The sequence below is a fragment of the Brevundimonas sp. AVps23W genome (assembly GCF_058681395.1).
This window is the reverse complement of the sequence record NZ_CM178738.1, coordinates 3022266-3041321: the sequence shown is the minus strand read 5'-3', so window position 1 is coordinate 3041321 and position 19056 is coordinate 3022266. Positions and strand designations below refer to the sequence as shown.

The following is a 19056-nucleotide window of genomic DNA, read 5'->3' as shown; positions in this document are numbered from 1 at the left end:
CGCAAGATTTCTTGTTCCCGTCCTGATACAAAGGCGGCCAGCACTGGGTCGAAACGGCACAGGACGGCTTGGCGTTTCCTTGTTCATCTCCGGCAGTCGGCGTTGTTTTCGCGGCGCCGCACTTGCTGTGTGTGGGCTGATCGGACGCCCTGAGCGGCCCTGCGTCCCCTCTGCCGGAGCAAGAATGACCATCGACCGCGAAACACCTTCCACGCCGCCGCCGTTCGCCGGACCGCGCCGCCCGCGCCCGTCGCAGCGGCCCCGTCGTCGTATTCGGCGGATTCACGTGATCGGCGCGGCGCTTCTGGTCCTGGCGCTCGCCGTGGTTGCGGTTCTGGTGTTTCGTTCTCAAGGCGCGGCGCGCGGCGCGCCCGCCGTCGCTCGCCAGACCGGACTGGCGCAACAGGCTCCGGCCGGTATGCAGCAGATGCTGGACACCACCCTGGCGCCGGATGACATCCGTCCGATCACTCCGGACGAGGCGCGGGCCTTCAACGCGGCCCTTCCGTTCTCGACCCTGCCGATCCTGTCGGCCAAGCCCTTCATCATGCCGGCCGACAAGCTGGAGGACTATGCTCGCGCGCTCGATTGCCTGACCGCCGCCGTCTACTACGAGGCCGGCAGCGAGACGGCGGCGGGGCAGGCGGCCGTGGCCCAGGTCGTGATCAACCGGATGCGCCACCCGGCCTATCCCAAGACCGTCTGCGGCGTGATCTTCCAGGGCTCCGAGCGGGCGACCGGCTGCCAGTTCAGCTTTACCTGCGACGGCGCCATGAGCCGCCCCCCTTCGCCCGAGGGCTGGGCGCGCGCCCGTCTGGCCGCCGGCGGCGCCCTGAACGGTTTCGTCGCCTCAGGCGTCGGCATGGCGACCCACTATCATACCGACTGGGTCGCCCCTTACTGGGCCGAGCGTCTGGTCAAGATGCGCCAGATCGGCACCCATATCTTCTATCGCTGGGGCGGGGGCTGGGGCCTGCCGCCCGCCTTCACCGGCCGCCATGCGGGCGTGGAGCCGACGATCGAGAAGATGACTCTGGTCGCGACGCCGATTGATCCGCTGGAGCTGGACGATCCCTTGCTGGCCCCGCCGCCGCCTGTCCTGGTGTCGATGGCGCCGCCGCCGCTTGCCCTGGCGCCGACCCCGCCGGTCCAGGCCCCGGTCGCCCCCAGGCCCACGCCGGCCCCTGTCTCCAGCACGGCGCCCCCGCCGCCGGCGGCCACCACGCGTCCGGTCGTCGAAAATCCCCTGACCACGGCTCCCGGCGAGCCCCAGCCGCGCCGTCGCGCCCGGATCGCCGCGCCTTCCTAAGCCGGCGAAGACTTGCCCAGGGTGGTGCCCAGGGTGGTGGCCAGAGTGGTTGTCAGAGTGGCGGCCAGGTCACGCGCCTGGCCCCGCAGGTCGGGCACCGCCGTCATTTCCCAGAAGGCGCCGCGCGTCATCGGTCCTATGGCGTAAAGGCCCGCCGACGGGGATCCAGAGGCGCCGGTCAACCGGCCGGCGTCATCGACCTCCAGGCCCAGGCCCAGGGGATCGGGCCGGCCATAGCCCTTGGCCAGCAGATCGCGGATGACCGGCTCGGCGCTGTGCTGGATCACGCCCAGCGGGCCGGTGCAGTTGATCACCAGATCGAACCGGTCGCGGATCGGTCGGCGACGGTGGCGCGGACGCCAGGCGGCCTCGACGGTCCCGGCGTCCAGCACTGCGCCGGTCAGCTTGCCCGCCAACACCGTCAGCTCGCCCGAGGCCAGCAGGGATCCGATCTCCCGCGCCGTTCCCGGCGACATCCGGTGACGGTGCACGTCCCAAAGGGGGCGAAGATGACGCAGGAAGCGCCGCTTCTGCCCCGGCGTCCAGCTGCGCCACAGGGGGCGCGCGACCTGCCTTAGCCGGTCGAAAACCGCGCGCCAGTCGTGGGTCAGGGTCGCGTCCCGCACCTGGCCCAGAACCTCGGCCGGGCCGCCCGAGAAGTCGCCGGTGAAAGGCTGCGGCGGGACTGTGGCGTGGCCGCGCGGCAGCAGGCCATGGCGCGACAGGGCGGTGAAGCGCCGGCCCGTGCGTTGCAGCGTCAGCACCGCGTCCACCATGGTCAGGCCGGATCCGATCAGCAGTATGTTTCGCGCTGCGCCGATGCGCTCGACGTCGATCCGCCAGGGATTGTCGACATAGGCCGGCGAGGCCAGAACCGCCGCCTCGAGTCCCGGCGGCGAGGCCGGCTCCAGATTGCCCAGGGCCAGGACCACCGCGTCAGCCGTCACCACCTGATCGCCGACCGTAATGCGCCAGACGCCGTCGGCGGCCTCGATCGACTGGGCTTCGCCCCGCACCAGCCCCAGCCGCTCCGGCGCTCCGTCGCGCGCCTCGTCCAGCAGGTGACGCAGATAGCCGCCGTACATGCCGCGCGTAATGAAACCGTCCTGCGCGCGCCAGCTCGGCTGTTCCGCCAGCCAGTCGGCCAGATGCCCCGGCTGGTCGGGAAAGGCGCTCATATTGTCCAGACGGACGTTCAGCAGATGACCGGGATTGCCGGTGTCATAGGCGACCCCAGGGCCGAAGGCGTCGCGTCGTTCGATCAGGCTCACCCGGGTCGCCGGGTCTTGCCTCAGCAACTGGACCGCAGTCAGCAGGCCGCTGAAGCCCGCGCCGACGATTGCGACATGCGGTCCCTGATCCTGCGGCATCGGCGCTCCCGGTTCGAACCCCCTTGGCGGAGGCGGCCCGCCCTTAATAAGACAAGCGGCGAATGGGTTCGATCATGGCGATAAATATCTATCTGCCAAGTAGGAATATCTATCGGGCGCCGCGCGGAAAATTATCGACGGGCGGTGCGCCGAAGTCTTCGGTGCGGCGGGCGGCCTTGCCGATCATGCGACGCCGCGCCGCACGCAGGTCGCGGATCGCCAGCGGGATCAGGGCCCAGGGTTCGACGCAGTAGCGGGTGAACAGCCGGCGCGGATCCTGCACCAGACGATAGGCCCATTCGACCCCGGCCCGGCCCATCCAGCGGGGCGCCGGCGTCTGGGTTCCCGCTTCATAGTCGAAGGCGGCGCCGACCGAGAAGATCACGCAGTCGGGCAGGGCGTCGAACACCGCCAGGGTCCACAGCTCCTGGCGCGGCATCCCCATGCCGACGAACAGGATATGCGGCTTGAACGCCTGGATTTCGGCGATGATCTCGGCGTTGTCGGCGGAGCCCGGCGTGGCGTCGAAGAAGCCGTGGCGGGTGCGGATCTCGGTCTTGGGATAGCGGGCGCCCAGACGACGCGCCGCCTCTTCGCCCACGCCCGGCTCGCCGCCGACCGACATGACGCGCCATTCCTTGCGGTTGGCCAGGCTCCAGAAATGGTCGCGCCAGTCCAGATAGGTGCAGCGGTGAAAGCCCCGGCTGTGCAGGCCCAGGGCCCGCGAGAACCAGATCATCGGCGTCGAATCGACCTCGACCATCTCGGCCTTGTCGTAGAAGGCGCGAATCTCCGGCTGCTTCTGGATCAGGTACAGGCTGTGCAGATTATGGTTGGCGACCAGGCTCTTGCGGCCCTCGGCCACGGCGTCCTGAACGTGGTGCAGCACTTCCTCGGGCTTAACCAGATCGACCAGCTGGCCGAACATATGCGCCCGCTCGCGCCGCCGCCTGCGCTTGCGATAGGCCGGGCGTGCGCTGGTGCGACGCTCTTTCGTCGGGGATGTCAGGGACGCTTCCGCCATGCCCAGTCCATAGCGGGCAGGCCTCAAGGCGGGGTAAGCGAACAGGCTTAACGCGCCGGAAACAGGTCCGGTTTCGCCCGCTCGGCCCAGGTCCGCAGTCCGGAGGCGACCGCGATCCCGACCCCGTCCGCCATCAGGTCGAACAGATTGGCCGAGCGTCCGCTGATCCCCTGGACCACCTCGACGCCCGCGCCCAGCGCCAGGGCCAGCAGGGCCGTGCGCCACACCCCCAGGCTGGGCGCGATCAGGGTCAGACAGACGGTGATGATGAAGAAGCCGATGGCGTGCGCCGGCTTGTCGGTCAGGCCGATCCCCTCCTCGGCGCCCTGAAAGGGACCGAGCATGGCGACGAACAGGGCCAGCAGCGCCAGAACGGCGCCGCCGCGAAGGACGGTCAGGATCACGGGCGCACCGATCAAGGGGAGGAGAAGGCGCGGAAAACGAAAGCCGACCCTAGACCGGGGACCGCCAAATGGCCACCCGCCGGGGGTTACGGCCGCGCTTGCGAAATAAAACCGACCTCCGACGAAAAATCCCTGTTGACCCCGCCCGGACCCTCCCTTAGAGGTCCGCGCCTTCCCGATGGAAACGCCGCAAGGCGCTGCCGACGGGGCCCAGATGGCGGAATTGGTAGACGCGCTGGCTTCAGGTGCCAGTGGCTTAACGGCCGTGGAGGTTCGAGTCCTCTTCTGGGCACCATATTATGAACGGCGTCGTGTTTTCGGACACGGCGCCGTTTGCTTTTTGGCCTATCGCGTCGCGCGCGGCGCTCTGCTGCTTGAGGCCCGTTCGTTGCGCGGTAAGCCGTTTCGTCCCGTCCCTCAGCCGTGTAAGAACCAGACCATGACCGTTTACCTGCACGAGGGCGACCTGCCCGACGACCTGGACCTGGGTTCCGACGTCGCCATCGATTCCGAGACCATGGGCCTGCGCTTCCGCCGCGACCCCCTGTGCGTGGTCCAGCTGTCGTCCGGCGACGGAAACGCCCATGTCGTGCGCCTGAACCGCCCCGCCTACGACTGCCCCAATCTGAAGCGTCTGCTGACCGATCCGGCGGTGACCAAGATCTTCCATTTCGGCCGTTTCGACATCGGCATGTTCCTGCTGCACCTGGGGGTCGAGACCCGGCCGGTCTATTGCACCAAGATCGCCTCCAAACTGGCCCGCACCTATACCGACCGCCACGGCCTGAAGGACGTGGTGCGCGAGACGGTCGGCGTCGACCTGTCCAAGGCCCAGCAGTCGTCCGACTGGGGCGCGGCCGAACTGACCCAGGCCCAGCTGGACTACGCCGCCTCGGACGTCCTCTATCTGCACGCCGCCCGCGCCAAGCTGGACATGATGCTGGCGCGCGAAGGCCGCACCGAACTGGCGGCCCGCTGCTTCGACTTCCTGCCGGACCGTTCGGCGCTCGATCTCGCCGGCTGGGACGAGATCGACATCTTCGCCCACAGTTGATCCCGTGACCGCCCCCCGCGACCCGACCGGTCATAAAGGCGACGAAGCCGACGAGGCCCGGGTGGTCCTGGCCGGCGCGCGCTGGCGGGCGCATTCGCGGCGGGTCAAGCTGTTCCGCCGCGTCCTGCCCATCATCATCCTGGTTCTGGCCGGGGGCGTCCTGACCTGGACCGTGTTCCGCACCGTCATGTCGGGGGTCGAGCGCAAGGCCAGCCAGGGCCAGGAGGTCCGCCTGGACAAGCCCCTGTTCCACGGCCAGGACGCGCAAGGCCGCGCCTTCACCGTCGGCGCCCAGGGCGCGATACGCGATCCGGCCACCGGCCATTTCCGCCTGGTCGGCCCGGCGCTGAAGCTGAACCTGGGCGGGCGCAAGGTCACCGAAATGACCGCCGACGGCGGCACCTATAACGAACAGGCCAAGACCGTGACCATCGGTCCGAACGTGCGGATTTCGGACGGCGGCTCCGGCTTCGTCCTGACCACGCCCGAGGCGGTGGTCGACACCGCGACCGGAATCATCACGGGTTCACGGGGCGTTCAGGGCGCGGGCCCTATTGGAACCATCAACGCTTCGTCCTATGCGATCTATGATCAGGGCGAGCGCGTGGTGTTCAAGGGCTCTGGCGACACCAAGATAAGCGGAACCATCAATCCCTCGGGATCAGGCGAATGACGGCGATGACATCGAAACCCTCCCTCGGTCGCGCCGTAGCGGCGCTGGCGGCCCTGACCCTGCTGGCCCTGCCGGCCGTGGGCGATGCCCAAAGTGCGCGCACGACCTCCAACCAGCCGATCGCCTTCGGCGCCGACGACGGCGAGCAGGGCACGGATCGCATCAGCCTGCGCGGCCGGGCCGAAATCACCCAGGGCCAGAACCGTCTGCGGGCCGAGGCGATCACCGCCTTCCGCGACGCCCAGGGTCAGTTCACGCGGGTCGAGGCCACGGGAACCGTCTATTTCGTCACCCCGACCCAGTCGATGCGCGGCGACCGCGCCGTCTACACCCTGTCGAACGGCGAACTGGTCGTGACCGGAAACGTCATCCTGAACCAGGGCAAGAACGTCCTGACCGGCGGGCGGCTGACCTATAACGTCAACACCGACGCGGCGACCATGTCGGGCGCCCCGCGCGGCGCCGGCGCCGGCAGCCGCATCCAGGGCGTCTTCTATCCCGACGGAACCAACTGAGGCTGCGGCCCCGGTCGCGCTGAGCACGGATTAAGATTTGGCCCGCAAGGAACTCTCCGCCCTGAACCTGGCCGACCGGCCTGTGGCGACGCCCCAGCCGGCGGCTTCGGCTGCCGAAAAAGGGCTGCGGGTGCGCAACATCGCCCGCGCCTTCGGCCAGCGTCAGGTGGTGCGTGACGTCTCCCTGACGGTCCAGCGCGGCGAGGTCGCGGGCCTGCTCGGCCCCAACGGCGCCGGCAAGACCACCTGTTTCTACATGATCACCGGCCTGATCCCGCCGGATTCCGGCACGATCTGGCTGGACGGCGAGGACATCACCAGCCAGCCCATGTACCAGCGCAGCCGCATGGGCCTGGGCTATCTGGCGCAGGAGGCCTCGATCTTCCGCGGCATGACGGTCGAGCAGAACATCAAGGCGGTGGTCGAACTCAACTATCCGCGCGACCAGCTGGACGCCGAAACCGACCGCCTGCTGAACGAGCTTCACATCGACCACCTGCGTCACGCCCCCGCCACCGGCCTGTCCGGCGGCGAACGTCGCCGGGTCGAGATCGCGCGGGCGCTGGCCGGCCGCCCCTCCTTCATCCTGCTGGACGAACCCTTCGCCGGCATCGACCCCCTGGCCATCGCCGACATCCGCTCGGTCATCCGCTATCTGGCGGACCAGGGCATCGGCGTCCTGATCACCGACCACAATGTCCGCGAAACCCTGGACATCACCGACCGCGTCTCGATCATCTCGGGCGGCTCTGTCCTGTTCGAAGGCACCGCCGACGAAGCCGTCACCGACCCCGAAGTCCGCCGCGTCTACCTCGGCGAAAACTACGCCTGATAGTCTCACCTCCCCGTTCGCGGAGGCGAACGGGGAGGACAGGCGGGAGCGTCAGCGAACGCCAGGAGGGGGCGACTCGGTGTCTGAAGTCGGCCCGGTCACCCCCACCGCCAGAGTCGCCCCCGCCTGGTCGCAAGCGCGACCTGTCCTCCCCACGCGCTCCGCGCGCGGAGAGGTGACGCCGCTGCCTCGCTCACCTCCCCGTCGGCGAAGGCCGGCGGGGAGGACAGGCGGGAGCGTCAGCGAACGCCAGGAGGGGGCGACTCGGTGTCAGACGCTGGTTCGGTCATCCCCACCGTCAGAGTCGCCCCCTCCTGGTCGCAAGCGCGACCGGTCCTCCCCACGCGCCTTCGCGCGCAGGGAGGTGAGCCAGCGCGCACAATGACGCTGCCTCGCTCTCAAAAATTCAACGCTCTAAAAGAATCTCACCCCCCGCTTCTAACCACCCTCCAAAACCCCCGCATAATACCCCCGGTCTCGTCGCTAGGAGGGCTCGTAAGGCCTGCGACCTTACGGCGGCGGGAGCGTATGGAACGGGGGCGGGGGTGGGATTCCCTCGCGCCGCATGACGGTGCATCGGTGGGCTCATCCCGCGCAGAAACGTCGGCGGAGGACACGGGGTTAGGAACCCGGTCGCACTCGGGACGATCCTTCGCAGGGATCGCCGACCCGTCGCAGGCCTTGGGGAAGAGGCATCACAACTGCCGCTTCAATATCCCCGGCCGGCAGAAACACCATGCGCGCGGAGCGTCTGTCTTCGTCGAAACGGTAAAAACTAATCCATCCCGGGCGAGGCCCGGCGCTCCGTCCTGCCCTCCACTCGCGATGGGCCTTCAACTTCGCAGCTGAGGCGCGAGGGGCTTTTGCACACCCGTGTTCCGATATTTGTCGGGCGTTAACCAATAGGCCGCCATTCTGCACAGCAAGTTCCGGGCCAGTTCGGCGCGCGGAGGGGATTTTTCGAACGTGATCGGGCAACGTCTAGAGATCAGACAGGGGCAGGGGCTGGTCATCACGCCCCAGCTGCAGCAGGCGATCAAGCTGCTGCAACTGTCGAACCTCGAGCTTGAGGAGTTCGTCGAGGCCGAGCTGGAACGCAATCCCCTGCTGCAACGCGACGAGCCCGAGGGTGAGGCCCCCGAGGCGCCGGAGCCGGTCTCCGCCGCGTCCGACGGCGAAATGTCCTTCGGCGACGGGGTCGGCCAGGATTCCGTGGCCTCGATGGACGCCGGGTCCGACGACGTCTACGGCGACGCCGCCCCCGGCGAACGCACCAGCGACCGCATGACCGACGCGGCCCAGCCCGGCCTGTCCGACTGGTCCAGCGCCGGCAAGGGCGGTCAGGTCTTCGAGGGCGACGGCGAACGGCCCGACGCCCACGAGCTGACCCTGTGGGAACATCTTCAGGCCCAGGCCTCGTCGGCCGGTCTCTCGGCCGCCGATCACGCCATCGCCCTGACCCTGATCGACGCCACCGACGAGGGCGGCTATCTGCGCGGCGAAATGGCCGAGTTCGCGGATCGGCTGGGCGTCGGCCTGGATCGGATCGAGGCGGTCGTGGCCGTCTGCCAGGGGTTCGAGCCGACCGGGATCATGGCCCGTTCGGTGCCCGAATGCCTGAAGCTGCAACTGATCGAGCGCAATCGTTTCGATCCGGCCATGGGCGCCCTGCTCGACAATCTGGACCTGCTGGCCCGCCGCGATCTGGCCGGCCTGAAGAAGCTCTGCGGCGTCGACGGCGAGGATCTGGCCGAGATGATCTCGGAGCTGAAGGCCCTGACCCCGCGCCCCGGCGCCGGCTTCGGCGGCGAACCGGCCCAGACCGTCGTGCCCGACGTCCATGTGCGGCCCGACCCCGCCGGCGGCTGGCGGGTCGAGCTGAACGCCGACACCCTGCCGCGTCTGTTGATCGACAAACGCTATCACGGCCTGGTCCAGGCCGGCGCCCGGTCGGACACCGAAAAGACCTTCGTCGCCGACTGCGCCGCCCAGGCCAGCTGGCTGGTCAAGTCGCTGGACCAGCGGGCCAAGACCATTCTGAAGGTCTCGTCCGAGATCGTGCGTCAGCAGGACGCCTTCCTGGCCTTCGGGGTCGAGTTCCTGCGGCCGCTGAATCTGAAGACCGTCGCCGACGCCATCGGCATGCACGAATCGACGGTCAGCCGCGTCACCTCGAACAAATATGTCTCGACCCCGCGCGGCGTCTTCGAGCTGAAATTCTTCTTCACCGCGGCCATCCAGTCGGTGGACGGCGCCTCCACCCATTCGGCCGAAGCCGTCCGCCACCGGATCAAGGCGATGATCGATGGAGAGGCTCAGGACGGCGACGTTTTGTCCGATGATCGGATCGTCGAAATCCTTAAGGAGACGGGCATAGATATAGCCCGTAGAACGGTCGCCAAGTATCGGGAAGCCTTGAGGATTCCATCCTCGGTCCAACGTCGCAGAATGCTTAAGACGGCCTGAAGCGTGACCACAAATTGGTGATCCCGATTGACACCAAAAGCGGGCGGGAGCGTTCTATCCGTATGCAAGTCCAAGTCAGCGGCAAGCAAGTGGATGTCGGCGAAGCGTTAGGCTCGCGCATCTCCCAGGAACTCGAAGAAGGGGTCGGAAAATACTTCGCCCGCGGCGGTGACGACGCCGAGGTCGTGGTGTCCAAGGACGGCCACAACTTCAAGGTGGACTGTTGGGTCCGCCTCGCGTCGGGCCAGACCCTGGTGACGACCGGAATGGGCGGCGACGCCCATTCGGCCTTCACCGAGGCTCTCGACCGGCTCGAAAAGCGCGTCCGTCGCTACAAGCGCCGGCTCAAGGATCACCACATCGGGCCCAAGGGTCTTTCGCCCGAGAAGACTGAAAACGCCGCTCGCGAAGTCGCCCGCAGCATCGTGCTGCGGGATCCTGACAGCGTCGAGGATGACGTCTTCGGCGACGCCAGCGAAAACGACGGCCCGCCTCCGCTGGGCATGGTCATCGCCGAGACCGAGCATGAGATCCGCACCATCACGGTCGGTCGCGCGGTGCTCGAGCTGGACATGACCGGCTACCCGGTCGTCCTGTTCCGCAACGCCGCCCACGGCGGCCTCGCGGTGGTTTACCGCCGGCCCGACGGCAACGTCGGCTGGATCGATCCGGAGCGCACCAAGAAGACCAACGGCCATTAGGTTAACGGCTTAGTTTGACTTTGTCGCGGGAGCCTCTAAAGGGGCGCCCGCGACCCCCAGTCGCGTATCTAGAGTTGGGCTACCATGGACATCGCAGATCTGCTTGCGCCGAACGGCGTGGTGCTGCGCGGCGGCGCCTCTTCAAAACGCCAGGCTCTTCATGCTGTCGCTGAAGCCGCATCCATGGCCCTCGGCGTCGATCAGGGCCGAATCTTCGAAGCCCTGCTGGAACGCGAATCCCTGGGATCGACCGGCCTGGGCTCAGGCGTCGCCGTTCCCCATGCTCGGTTGACGGAAATCGATCGGGTCTCGGCCGTCTTCGTGCGGCTGGATTCGCCGGTGGCCTATGACTCGGTTGATGATCGTCCAGTCGATCTTCTGCTGGCCCTGTTCGCCCCGCCTAAGGACGGCGCCGAACACCTGCGCGCCCTGGCTGCCGTCTCCCGCGCCCTGCGCTCGCCCGAACTCCGCGAGCAGTTGCGCCAAGCTCAGACAACGGACGCCATCAAGGCCCTGTTCGTCAAGGATCAGGCCCCCGCCACGGCGGCCTGACCACGGCCTCAGTGAACTGAAACCGGCTCCAGCTCGTGCGCCACGGCGGCGGCGAAGGCAGTCTCGCGGTCCAGCATCACGGCCAGCCGCTCTCCGTCCGCGCTATGGACCGCATACAGCGACTGGTTGGGGTCGAAGGCGATGTCCTTCATCTCGACCGCCTCTTCCAGCAGGTCGGACGCCTTCACCTCGCGCACATAGACGAGATCGGGCGCGCCCATTCCTGCAAAATCTTCCTTGGTCATCATCGGCGTCATTAGGACCGCCTCCTTCAATTTTACAACGCCCGGATCGCCAGGCGGTTCTAACGGTCGCGCTTTTCAGCCGGCCGTGATGGGAATCCGCCGCACCTGACGCTCAGCCTCGGGCCGGATCAGGTCGACGTGCAGCAGGCCGTGCTCCAGCCGCGCGCCTTGAACCTCAAGCCCATCGGCGAGGACGAAGCTCCGCACGAAACCCCGTGCGGCGATGCCGCGATGCAGGAAGGCCTGTTCGCCCTTGCCCGCGTCGTCGCGCTTTCCGGCGATGGTCAGCTGCCGCCCTTCCAGGGTGATGGTCAGTTCGTCGGGGGCAAACCCGGCGACGGCCAGGCTGATACGCACGCCCGCATCACCGATCTGTTCGACATTGTAGGGCGGATAGCTCTCGGCTGCGGCCTTTGCGGCGCGGTCGATCAGGGCGCGGGTGTGGTCGAAGCCCAGCAGGAAGGGGCTGTCGAACAGGATGGTGCGGGTCGTCGTCATCTGGGTCCTCGCAAAGCGACCGACCGTCGGCCTCCCGCAATCGGCAAGGCTCCCGGTCACAGATGAAGATGGGGGCGGACAGGGACGGGATCAACCGCCCCTGGCTGTGGCCTCAGTGGATGGCTTCGCCATGCTGGGTATAGTCCAGCCCCTCGACCTCTTCGTCCTTGGTGACGCGCAGGCCCGTGGTGAACTTGCAGATCATCAGGACGACGAAGGTGCCGACCGCGCTCCAGACGATGGCGCCGCCCAGGCCGACGGCCTGTTTCCACACGGTCGCGCCGTCGGACAGGGCGTTGACGCTGGTGGTGGCGAAGACGCCGGTCAGCAGGGCGCCGACGATGCCGCCGATCCCGTGCACGCCGAACGCATCCAGGCTGTCGTCGTATTTCAGCGCGTGCTTCAGCCAGACGGCGCCCGCGCAGGCCGGCCCGGCGATCAGGCCGATGAAGAAGGCGCCCTTGGGATCGACGAAGCCGGCGGCGGGGGTGATGGCGACCAGGCCGCCGACGATGCCGGACAGCAGGCCCAGCAGGGTCGGGCGCTTGCGGTCGAACCACTCCACCGCCATCCAGCCCAGGGCTGCAGCCCCGGCGGCCAGGATGGTGTTGAAGGCGGCGGTGGCGGCCAGCGCATCGGCCGCGCCGGCCGATCCGGCGTTGAAGCCGATCCAGCCGACCAGCAGCAGGCCGGTGCCGATGGCGCTGTAGACCAGATTGGCGGGGGCCATGTTGTCTCGGCCGAAGCCGTGGCGCGGGCCCAGCACCAGGGCGCAGACCAGGCCGGCGACGCCCGCATTGACGTGAACCACCGCCCCGCCGGCGAAGTCCAGCACGCCCATCCCGCCCAGATAGCCGCCGCCCCACACCTGATGGCAGATCGGCGCATAGACGATCAGATGCCACAGGGCGAAGAACAGCAGGCTGGCCGAGAACTTCATCCGTTCGGCGAAGGCGCCGGCGATCAGGGCCGGGGTGATGATGGCGAAGGTCATCTGGAAGCTGACGAACAGCAGCTCCGGCAGGCCGGGCAGCAGACTGTGCGCCGTCTGCATCGTCACCCCATTCAGGAACGCCGCTTGCACCCCGCCGACGAAGCCGTCGATCGTCTCCGGTCCCTTGCCGAACGAGAGGCTGTAGCCGACCAGGAACCACAGCACCGAGACGATGGCGAACGCCGCCGCCGACTGGGCGATGACGCTGATGATGTTCTTCTTGCGCACCATGCCGCCATAGAACAGCGCCAGACCCGGCAGGGTCATCAGCAGCACCAGGGCGGTGGACGTCAGGATCCAGGCCGTCGCTGCATTGTCGATGACCAGGGGCGCCTGGTGCGCCAGCAGGGCGGGCGCCGCCAAGGCCGGTGAGGCGAGCGACGCCGCCCCTGCAACGACAATGGCGGAAAGGGCGGCGGTTCGGGTCATTTCAGGCGTCTCGGGGAGGAGAGGTAAGGAACGGCTCAGGCTGAAGTCTTAAGCCGTTCCTCCGCCCTGACAATGTCCGTGAGCGGCAGGATGCGAACGAAACGGTCAAGCGTGTTTTCCCAGTCGCCCAACAGGCGTCGTGCCAGCGGCGAACCGGTCGCCGCCAGATGGGCCTCGACCAGTTCGCGCAGCCGTTCGGCCGCCGTTGCGTCCATGTCGGCCACGCCCGCCAGATCCCCGTTCAGGGCCCGCTCGGCATAGCCCGGCTGGTCCAGCACGAACAGCTCGCCGCCGCTCATGCCCGCCGCCAGGTTCCAGCCGACGGAGCCCAGCACGACGACCCGGCCGCCGGTCATATATTCGCAGCCATGCGCGCCCAGGCCTTCGACCACGGCCTCTGCGCCCGAGTTGCGGACCGCGAACCGCTCGCCCGCCGCGCCGGCGACGAACAGTCGACCCGAGGTCGCGCCATACATCGTCGTATTGCCGCAGATCAGCTGGTCCTCGCGCCATTCCGGCGTGCGGATCGAGATCTCGGCGCCCGACAGACCCTTGCCGACATAGTCGTTGGCCTCGCCGGTCAGGTGCAGTTCCAGACCCTTGGCGGCGAAGGCGCCGAAGCTCTGGCCGGCGATGCCTTCCAGACGCAGCTTCAATCGACCCGCCGGTCCTTGCGCCCCGAAGCGCCGCACGATGGCGGACGAGACGGCGGCGCCCACCGTGCGCTGGGTGTTGTTCAGCGGATAGGACAGCTCCAGCGTCTGGCCGCGATCCAGGAACCGGACCGCGTCCTTCAGCACCCGGGCGTCCAGACTGTCGGCGATGGGCTTGCGGCCCTTATCGGCCCATTTGCCGGCCGCGCCCTCGTCCACCTGAACCAGCAGGGGGTTCAGGTCGAGATCGTCCAGGTGCGAGCCGCCACGACGGACCTGACGCAGCAGGTCGGTGCGGCCGATGATCTCGTCCATCGTCCGCGCGCCGATGGAGGCCAGGATTTCGCGCGTTTCCTCGGCGATGAAGGTGAACAGGTTCACGACCTTGTCCGGCGTGCCGGTGAACTTCTCGCGCAGGCGGTCGTCCTGGGAGCAGACGCCGACGGGGCAGGTGTTCGAATGGCACTGGCGCACCATCAGACAGCCCATGGCGATCAGGGCGGCGGTGCCGACGCCGTATTCCTCGGCCCCCAGCATGGCGGCGATGACCACGTCGCGACCGGTGCGAACCCCGCCGTCGGTGCGCAGCGTCACCGAGCCGCGCAGATTGTTCAGCGTCAGCACCTGGTGGGCCTCGGCCAGGCCGATCTCCCACGGCAGACCGGCGTGCTTGATCGAGGTCTGGGGCGAGGCGCCGGTGCCGCCGTTGTGGCCGGCGATCAGGATGGCGTCGGCGTTGGCCTTGGCGACCCCCGATGCGATGGCCCCGATGCCCGAGGCGGACACCAGTTTCACCGTCACCTTGGCGTCGGGATTGATGGCCTTCAGATCATAGATCAGCTGGGCCAGGTCCTCGATCGAATAGATGTCGTGGTGCGGCGGCGGGCTGATCAGGGTGGTGCCGGGCACGGCGTGGCGCATCCGGGCGATGAACTCGGTCACCTTGAAGCCGGGCAGTTGCCCGCCCTCTCCGGGCTTGGCGCCCTGGGCCACCTTGATCTCGATCTCGCGGCACTGGTTCAGATATTCGGCCGTGACGCCGAACCGGCCCGAGGCCACCTGCTTGACCGCCGAGTTGGCGTCGTCGCCGTTGGCGCGCGGGTGATAGCGTTCCGGATCCTCACCGCCCTCGCCCGAGACGGAGCGTGCGCCGATGCGGTTCATGGCGATGTTCAGGGTCTCATGCGCCTCGGGGCCAAGCGCGCCCAGGGACATGGCCTGGGTCAGGAAGCGGCGGCGGATGTCCGACACGCTCTCTACCTGATCGACCGGGATGGCGACGCCTTCGCGGAAGTCCAGCAGGTCGCGCAGGCTCAGGTCCGGCTGGTTGCGGACGGCCTCGGAGAACTGCTTGAACCGGCGATAGTCGCCCCTGTTGCAGGCGTCCTGCAACAGGTGGATGGTCTTGGCCTCGTGGGCGTGGGCCTCGCCGCCCGAGCGGATCTTGAAGAAGCCGCCGATAGCCGGGGAGGGCAGGGCCTCGCCCCAGGCCACCTTGTGCCGCTTCATCGCCGCCTGTTCCAGACCGGCCAGGCCGATGCCGGAGATGCGCGACGGGGCGCCGGGGAAGAACTCGGCCGTCAGTGCGCGGGACAGGCCCAGCACCTCGAATTCGCAGCCGCCGCGATAGGCGGAGATGACGCTGATCCCCTTGCGCGCCAGGGTCTTCAGCAAGCCCGCCTCGATGCCGTGCTTGTAGTTCAGGCAGGCGTCGCGCAGCGTCAGGCCGGGATACAGACCCCGGTCCAGACGCTCCTGGAACAGGTCCTGGGCCAGCCAGGCGTTGACGGTGGTGGCGCCCACTCCGACCAGGACGGCAAACCCGTGCGGGTCCAGCGTCTCGGCCGTGCGAACGACGATGGAGCAATAGGTCCGCAGACCCGCAGCGGTCAGTCGGCCGTGAACCCCAGCCGTGGCCAGGATCATCGGCGCGGCCAGACGAGTCGCGGAACCCTGTTGGTCCGTCAGCACGATCAGGGCGGCGCCGTCACGGGCGGCGGCCTCGGCCTCGTCCATGATCCGGTCCAGGGCGGCGCGCAGACCGGCGCCGGGACGGGCGTCTTCTGACGGCGTATCGTAGCTACAGTCGATGACCACCGTCGAACCGGCGCCGACAGTGGCGACCATCCGCTCGTACATGCCGTTGGTCAGGACCGGGCTGTCCAGGACGAAGACGTCGGTCTGGGCTTCTTCCTGGGCCAGGATATTGCCCAGGTTCTTGAACCGGGTCTTCAGGCTCATCGCCCCCGCTTCACGCAGGGGGTCGATGGGCGGGTTGGTGACCTGACTGAAGTTCTGGCGGAAATAGTGGCTCAGCGGGCGCGGCAGGGCCGACAGCACCGCCGGCGGGGCGTCGTCGCCCATAGAGCCGACGGCCTCCTTGCCGTCGCGAACCAGGGCGTCCAACAGCAGGTCCAGATCCTCTCGGCTGTAGCCGGCGGCGATCTGGCGGCGGGTCAGATCCTCGCCCGAGGCCGAGCGCGGTTCCGGTCCGGGGCCGATGATCGGCTCCAGATCCACCATATTGTCCAGCCACTCCGTATAGGGGTGGGCGGCGGCCAGGGCGTCGATAGCCTCATGCTCGTCGTACAGACGGCCATGCTTCATATCGACGGCGATCAGCTTGCCAGGGCCGATGTGCAGGCGGCGCTTCACCCGGCTTTCGGGAATGGGCACCAGGCCGGCTTCGGACCCGGCCATCAGCAGACCGTCCACGGTCTCGACCGCGCGCAGCGGGCGCAGGCCGTTGCGGTCCTTGCCCGCCACGATCCAACGGCCGTCGGCGGCGCAGATGGCGGCCGGGCCGTCCCACGGCTCCATCACCGCGTTGCAATAGGCGTAGAAGGCCCGGTGTTCGGGCGGCATGACCACGTCGTCCTTGGCCCAGGCCTCGGGGATCAGCAGGGCCTTGGCCATGGGGGCGGGACGACCGGCGTGGACCAGCACCTCCATGACGTTGTCCAGAGCGGCCGAGTCCGACCCGCCCGGCTGGACCACCGGCTTCACCTCGCGGTCGCGATCCCCGAAGGCCTGGGCGGCCATGCGGATTTCGTGCGACTTCATCCAGTTGAGGTTGCCCTTCAGCGTGTTGATCTCGCCGTTGTGGGCCATCATCCGGAAGGGCTGGGCCAGCTTCCATTCGGGGAAGGTGTTGGTCGAATAGCGCTGGTGGAAGACGGCGTAGGCCGAGACGAAACGAGGGTCCTCCAGGTCGGGGTACAGGTTGCCCAGCAGTTCGGCCCGCACCATGCCCTTGTAGGCGATGGAGCGCGCGGACAGGGTGCAGATGTAGACGGCGGCAAGGTTCTCGGTCTTGACCGTCTTCTCGATGCGGCGGCGGCACAGGTACAGCTCGCGCTCCAGCGCCTCGCCGTCCAGCGGCTGTCCGGCGTCGTCCAGCGGCGGAGCCAGCATGATCTGTTCGATCTCGGGCCGGGTGGCGCCGGCCTTGGTCCCGACGACCGACAGGTCGATGGGCGTCTGGCGCCAGCCGTAGATCCAGAAGCCGGCGCGCAGGGCCTCGGTCTCGACGATGGCGCGGGCGCGGTCCTGGGCGCCCAGATCGGTGCGCGGCAGGAAGACCTGGCCGACGCAGATCGGGCCGGGACGCAGGGACTGACCGATCAAGGCCACCTGGTCGGCGAAGAAGCCCTGGGGCAGTTCGCACATGACGCCGGCGCCGTCGCCGGACAGACCGTCGGGATCGACGGCGCCACGGTGGGCCACGGCCTTCAGGCTGCGGATCGCATATTCGACCACGTCACGGCGCGGCGTGCCGTCGATGGAGCAGACCAGGCCCACGCCGCAGGCGTCGCGCTCGGACGCGCGATCATAGGCGTTGCCGGCTTCCAGTCGGTCGCGGGTCTCTTCGTACTTGTTCAGCCAATCGGTCATGCCGCGACCTCCTCGGTGCGGGTCTTCAGGTAACGGTCGATCTCGGCGGCGGCGTCCTGGCCTTCCCGAACGGCCCAGACGACCAGCGAAGCGCCGCGCACCGCGTCGCCGGCGGCGAAGACGCCGGGCAGGCTTGTGGCGAAGCTGACGGAGCCGACCTTGATGGTGCCGTCGTCGCGCAGACGCAGATCGGGCTCATGCGCCGCGAACGGCTCGGGCGAAAAGCCCAGGGCCTCGATGACGATGTCGGCCGGAATGTCGAAGTCGGCGCCGGGCACGGGCACGATGTCGCGCCGCTCGCCGGGGGCGGCCTCGGTCAGCTGCATCCGCGCGGCGCGAACGCCGGTGACGGTGTCGCCTTGCGACAGCAGCGCCTTGGGCGCGCCCAGCCATTCGAAGACGACGCCTTCCTCTTCGGCGTTGACCACTTCGCGGGCCGAGCCGGGCATGTTCTCGCGGTCACGACGATACAGGCAGGTGACCGATGCCGCGCCCTGACGGACGGCGGTGCGGACGCAGTCCATGGCGGTGTCGCCGCCGCCGATGACGACCACCCGCTTGCCGCGCGCCTCGTGCCAGCCGTCTTGCTCGGCGTCGCCCAGGTCGCGTCGGTTCTGGTGGGTCAGGTAGGACAGGGCCGCCACGGTCGAGTCCGGCCCGCGGCCCGGCGCCGACAGGATGCGTGGCTGATATACGCCCATGGCCAGCAGGACGACGTCATGGCGCTCGCGCAGTTCAGTCAGGGTCACGTCCTTGCCGACCTCGCAGCCCAGCACGAACTGGACCCCGCCTTCAGCCAGACGGTCCACGCGCCGCTGGACGACATGCTTCTCCAGCTTGAAGCCGGGAATGCCGTAGATCAGCAGGCCGCCGGCGCGGTCGTGCCGGTCATAGACGGTGACCTGATAGCCCTCGCTGCGCAGACGGTCGGCGGCGGCCAGGCCGGCAGGGCCGGCCCCCACAATGCCGACGCTCTCGCCGCGTTCGGCCGCCGGACGGATCGGTTCGACCCAGCCGTTGGCGAAGGCCTGATCGCCCAGCCATGCCTCGACCGAGCCGATGGTCACGGCGTCCCAACCGGACTGGTTCAGGGTGCAGGCGCCCTCGCACAGCCGGTCCTGCGGACAGATGCGACCGCAGATTTCGGGCATGGTCGAGGTCAGAGAGGCGACGCGCCAGGCTTCACGCGGCTCGTTCTCGGCCGACAGGCGCAGCCAGTCGGGGATGTTGTTCTGAAGCGGACATGCGTTCTGGCAGAAGGGCACGCCGCAGTCGGTGCAGCGCGACGCCTGTTTCTCCGCCGTCTCGGTCGAGGGCGGAATCGTAATCTCTCCGAACCCGCGCGCGCGCAGTTCGGCCGAGGCCTTCGAGAGGCGGCGTGGTTCGACGACGAAAGTCCCGCCTTGCTTCAGGGTCTTATGCATGAAGCGCATATGCCGCAAA

General features: G+C 68.3%; 16 protein-coding genes and 1 tRNA gene. 9 read left to right on the top strand and 8 right to left on the bottom strand.

The window, feature by feature from the left end; genetic code table 11:
• Nucleotides 1-184 precede the first annotated feature (184 nt).
• Complete coding sequence (locus ACW177_RS14750; RefSeq protein WP_492026427.1) at nucleotides 185-1309, top strand: cell wall hydrolase; 1125 nt, start codon at nucleotides 185-187, stop codon at nucleotides 1307-1309.
• On the opposite strand, the gene ACW177_RS14745 is transcribed toward ACW177_RS14750, so the two are convergent.
• The 3 genes from ACW177_RS14745 to ACW177_RS14735 form a co-directional block, all read right to left on the bottom strand.
• The gene (locus ACW177_RS14745; RefSeq protein WP_492026426.1) at nucleotides 1306-2679 is read right to left on the bottom strand and encodes an FAD/NAD(P)-binding protein; all 1374 of its coding nucleotides are present in this window, start codon (nucleotides 2677-2679) and stop codon (nucleotides 1306-1308) included. The two genes, ACW177_RS14750 and ACW177_RS14745, sit on opposite strands and share 4 nt — an antisense overlap.
• Before the next feature lie 109 nt (nucleotides 2680-2788).
• Entirely contained in the window at nucleotides 2789-3703 is a 915-nt protein-coding gene (locus ACW177_RS14740; protein ID WP_492026425.1) for a WecB/TagA/CpsF family glycosyltransferase, read from the bottom strand.
• A gap of 47 nt (nucleotides 3704-3750) precedes the next feature.
• On the bottom strand, nucleotides 3751-4107 hold the full coding sequence (locus ACW177_RS14735; RefSeq protein ID WP_492026424.1) for a VanZ family protein: 357 nt from the start codon (nucleotides 4105-4107) through the stop codon (nucleotides 3751-3753).
• 208 nt (nucleotides 4108-4315) lie between these two features.
• Between ACW177_RS14735 and ACW177_RS14730 the strand changes: the two genes are divergently transcribed.
• The 8 genes from ACW177_RS14730 to ACW177_RS14695 all read left to right on the top strand — a co-directional run bounded on the left by ACW177_RS14730 (nucleotide 4316) and on the right by ACW177_RS14695 (nucleotide 10900).
• Nucleotides 4316-4402, top strand: a tRNA-Leu gene (locus ACW177_RS14730).
• A 144-nt stretch (nucleotides 4403-4546) separates the two neighbouring features.
• Nucleotides 4547-5161 (top strand): ribonuclease D, encoded by a 615-nt coding sequence (locus ACW177_RS14725; protein WP_267515541.1) that lies wholly within the window; start codon nucleotides 4547-4549, stop codon nucleotides 5159-5161.
• A 4-nt stretch (nucleotides 5162-5165) separates the two neighbouring features.
• The gene (lptC, locus tag ACW177_RS14720; RefSeq protein ID WP_492026423.1) at nucleotides 5166-5834 is read left to right on the top strand and encodes an LPS export ABC transporter periplasmic protein LptC; all 669 of its coding nucleotides are present in this window, start codon (nucleotides 5166-5168) and stop codon (nucleotides 5832-5834) included.
• A complete protein-coding gene (locus ACW177_RS14715) occupies nucleotides 5831-6349 on the top strand; it encodes an LptA/OstA family protein (protein WP_492026422.1) in 519 nt (172 codons plus the stop codon). The genes lptC and ACW177_RS14715 overlap by 4 nt, the downstream gene beginning before the upstream one ends.
• A 37-nt stretch (nucleotides 6350-6386) precedes the next feature.
• Nucleotides 6387-7181 (top strand): LPS export ABC transporter ATP-binding protein, encoded by a 795-nt coding sequence (gene lptB, locus ACW177_RS14710; RefSeq protein ID WP_492026421.1) that lies wholly within the window; start codon nucleotides 6387-6389, stop codon nucleotides 7179-7181.
• A gap of 966 nt (nucleotides 7182-8147) precedes the next feature.
• The gene (rpoN, locus tag ACW177_RS14705) at nucleotides 8148-9647 is read left to right on the top strand and encodes an RNA polymerase factor sigma-54 (protein ID WP_492026420.1); all 1500 of its coding nucleotides are present in this window, start codon (nucleotides 8148-8150) and stop codon (nucleotides 9645-9647) included.
• Between the two features lie 62 nt (nucleotides 9648-9709).
• Nucleotides 9710-10348 (top strand): ribosome hibernation-promoting factor, HPF/YfiA family, encoded by a 639-nt coding sequence (hpf, locus tag ACW177_RS14700; protein WP_492026419.1) that lies wholly within the window; start codon nucleotides 9710-9712, stop codon nucleotides 10346-10348.
• 84 nt (nucleotides 10349-10432) lie between these two features.
• Nucleotides 10433-10900 (top strand): PTS sugar transporter subunit IIA, encoded by a 468-nt coding sequence (locus tag ACW177_RS14695; RefSeq protein WP_492026418.1) that lies wholly within the window; start codon nucleotides 10433-10435, stop codon nucleotides 10898-10900.
• 8 nt (nucleotides 10901-10908) lie between these two features.
• Here the strand turns inward: ACW177_RS14695 and ACW177_RS14690 are convergent, their stop codons facing one another.
• The 5 genes from ACW177_RS14690 to ACW177_RS14670 form a co-directional block, all read right to left on the bottom strand.
• Nucleotides 10909-11157, bottom strand: coding sequence for a DUF1150 domain-containing protein (locus ACW177_RS14690; RefSeq protein ID WP_271163746.1), 249 nt, complete (start codon nucleotides 11155-11157; stop codon nucleotides 10909-10911).
• A gap of 63 nt (nucleotides 11158-11220) precedes the next feature.
• A complete protein-coding gene (locus tag ACW177_RS14685; protein ID WP_492026417.1) occupies nucleotides 11221-11643 on the bottom strand; it encodes an Hsp20 family protein in 423 nt (140 codons plus the stop codon).
• A 112-nt stretch (nucleotides 11644-11755) separates the two neighbouring features.
• Nucleotides 11756-13066, bottom strand: a complete 1311-nt coding sequence (locus ACW177_RS14680) for an ammonium transporter (protein ID WP_492026416.1) — start codon at nucleotides 13064-13066, stop codon at nucleotides 11756-11758.
• A gap of 35 nt (nucleotides 13067-13101) precedes the next feature.
• Nucleotides 13102-17613 carry a glutamate synthase large subunit gene (gene gltB, locus ACW177_RS14675; protein WP_492026415.1) on the bottom strand — a complete coding sequence of 1504 codons (4512 nt, stop codon included), beginning with the start codon at nucleotides 17611-17613 and terminating at the stop codon, nucleotides 13102-13104.
• Nucleotides 17610-19037, bottom strand: a complete 1428-nt coding sequence (locus ACW177_RS14670) for an NAD(P)-dependent oxidoreductase (protein ID WP_492026414.1) — start codon at nucleotides 19035-19037, stop codon at nucleotides 17610-17612. The genes gltB and ACW177_RS14670 overlap by 4 nt, the downstream gene beginning before the upstream one ends.
• Nucleotides 19038-19056 lie beyond the last annotated feature (19 nt).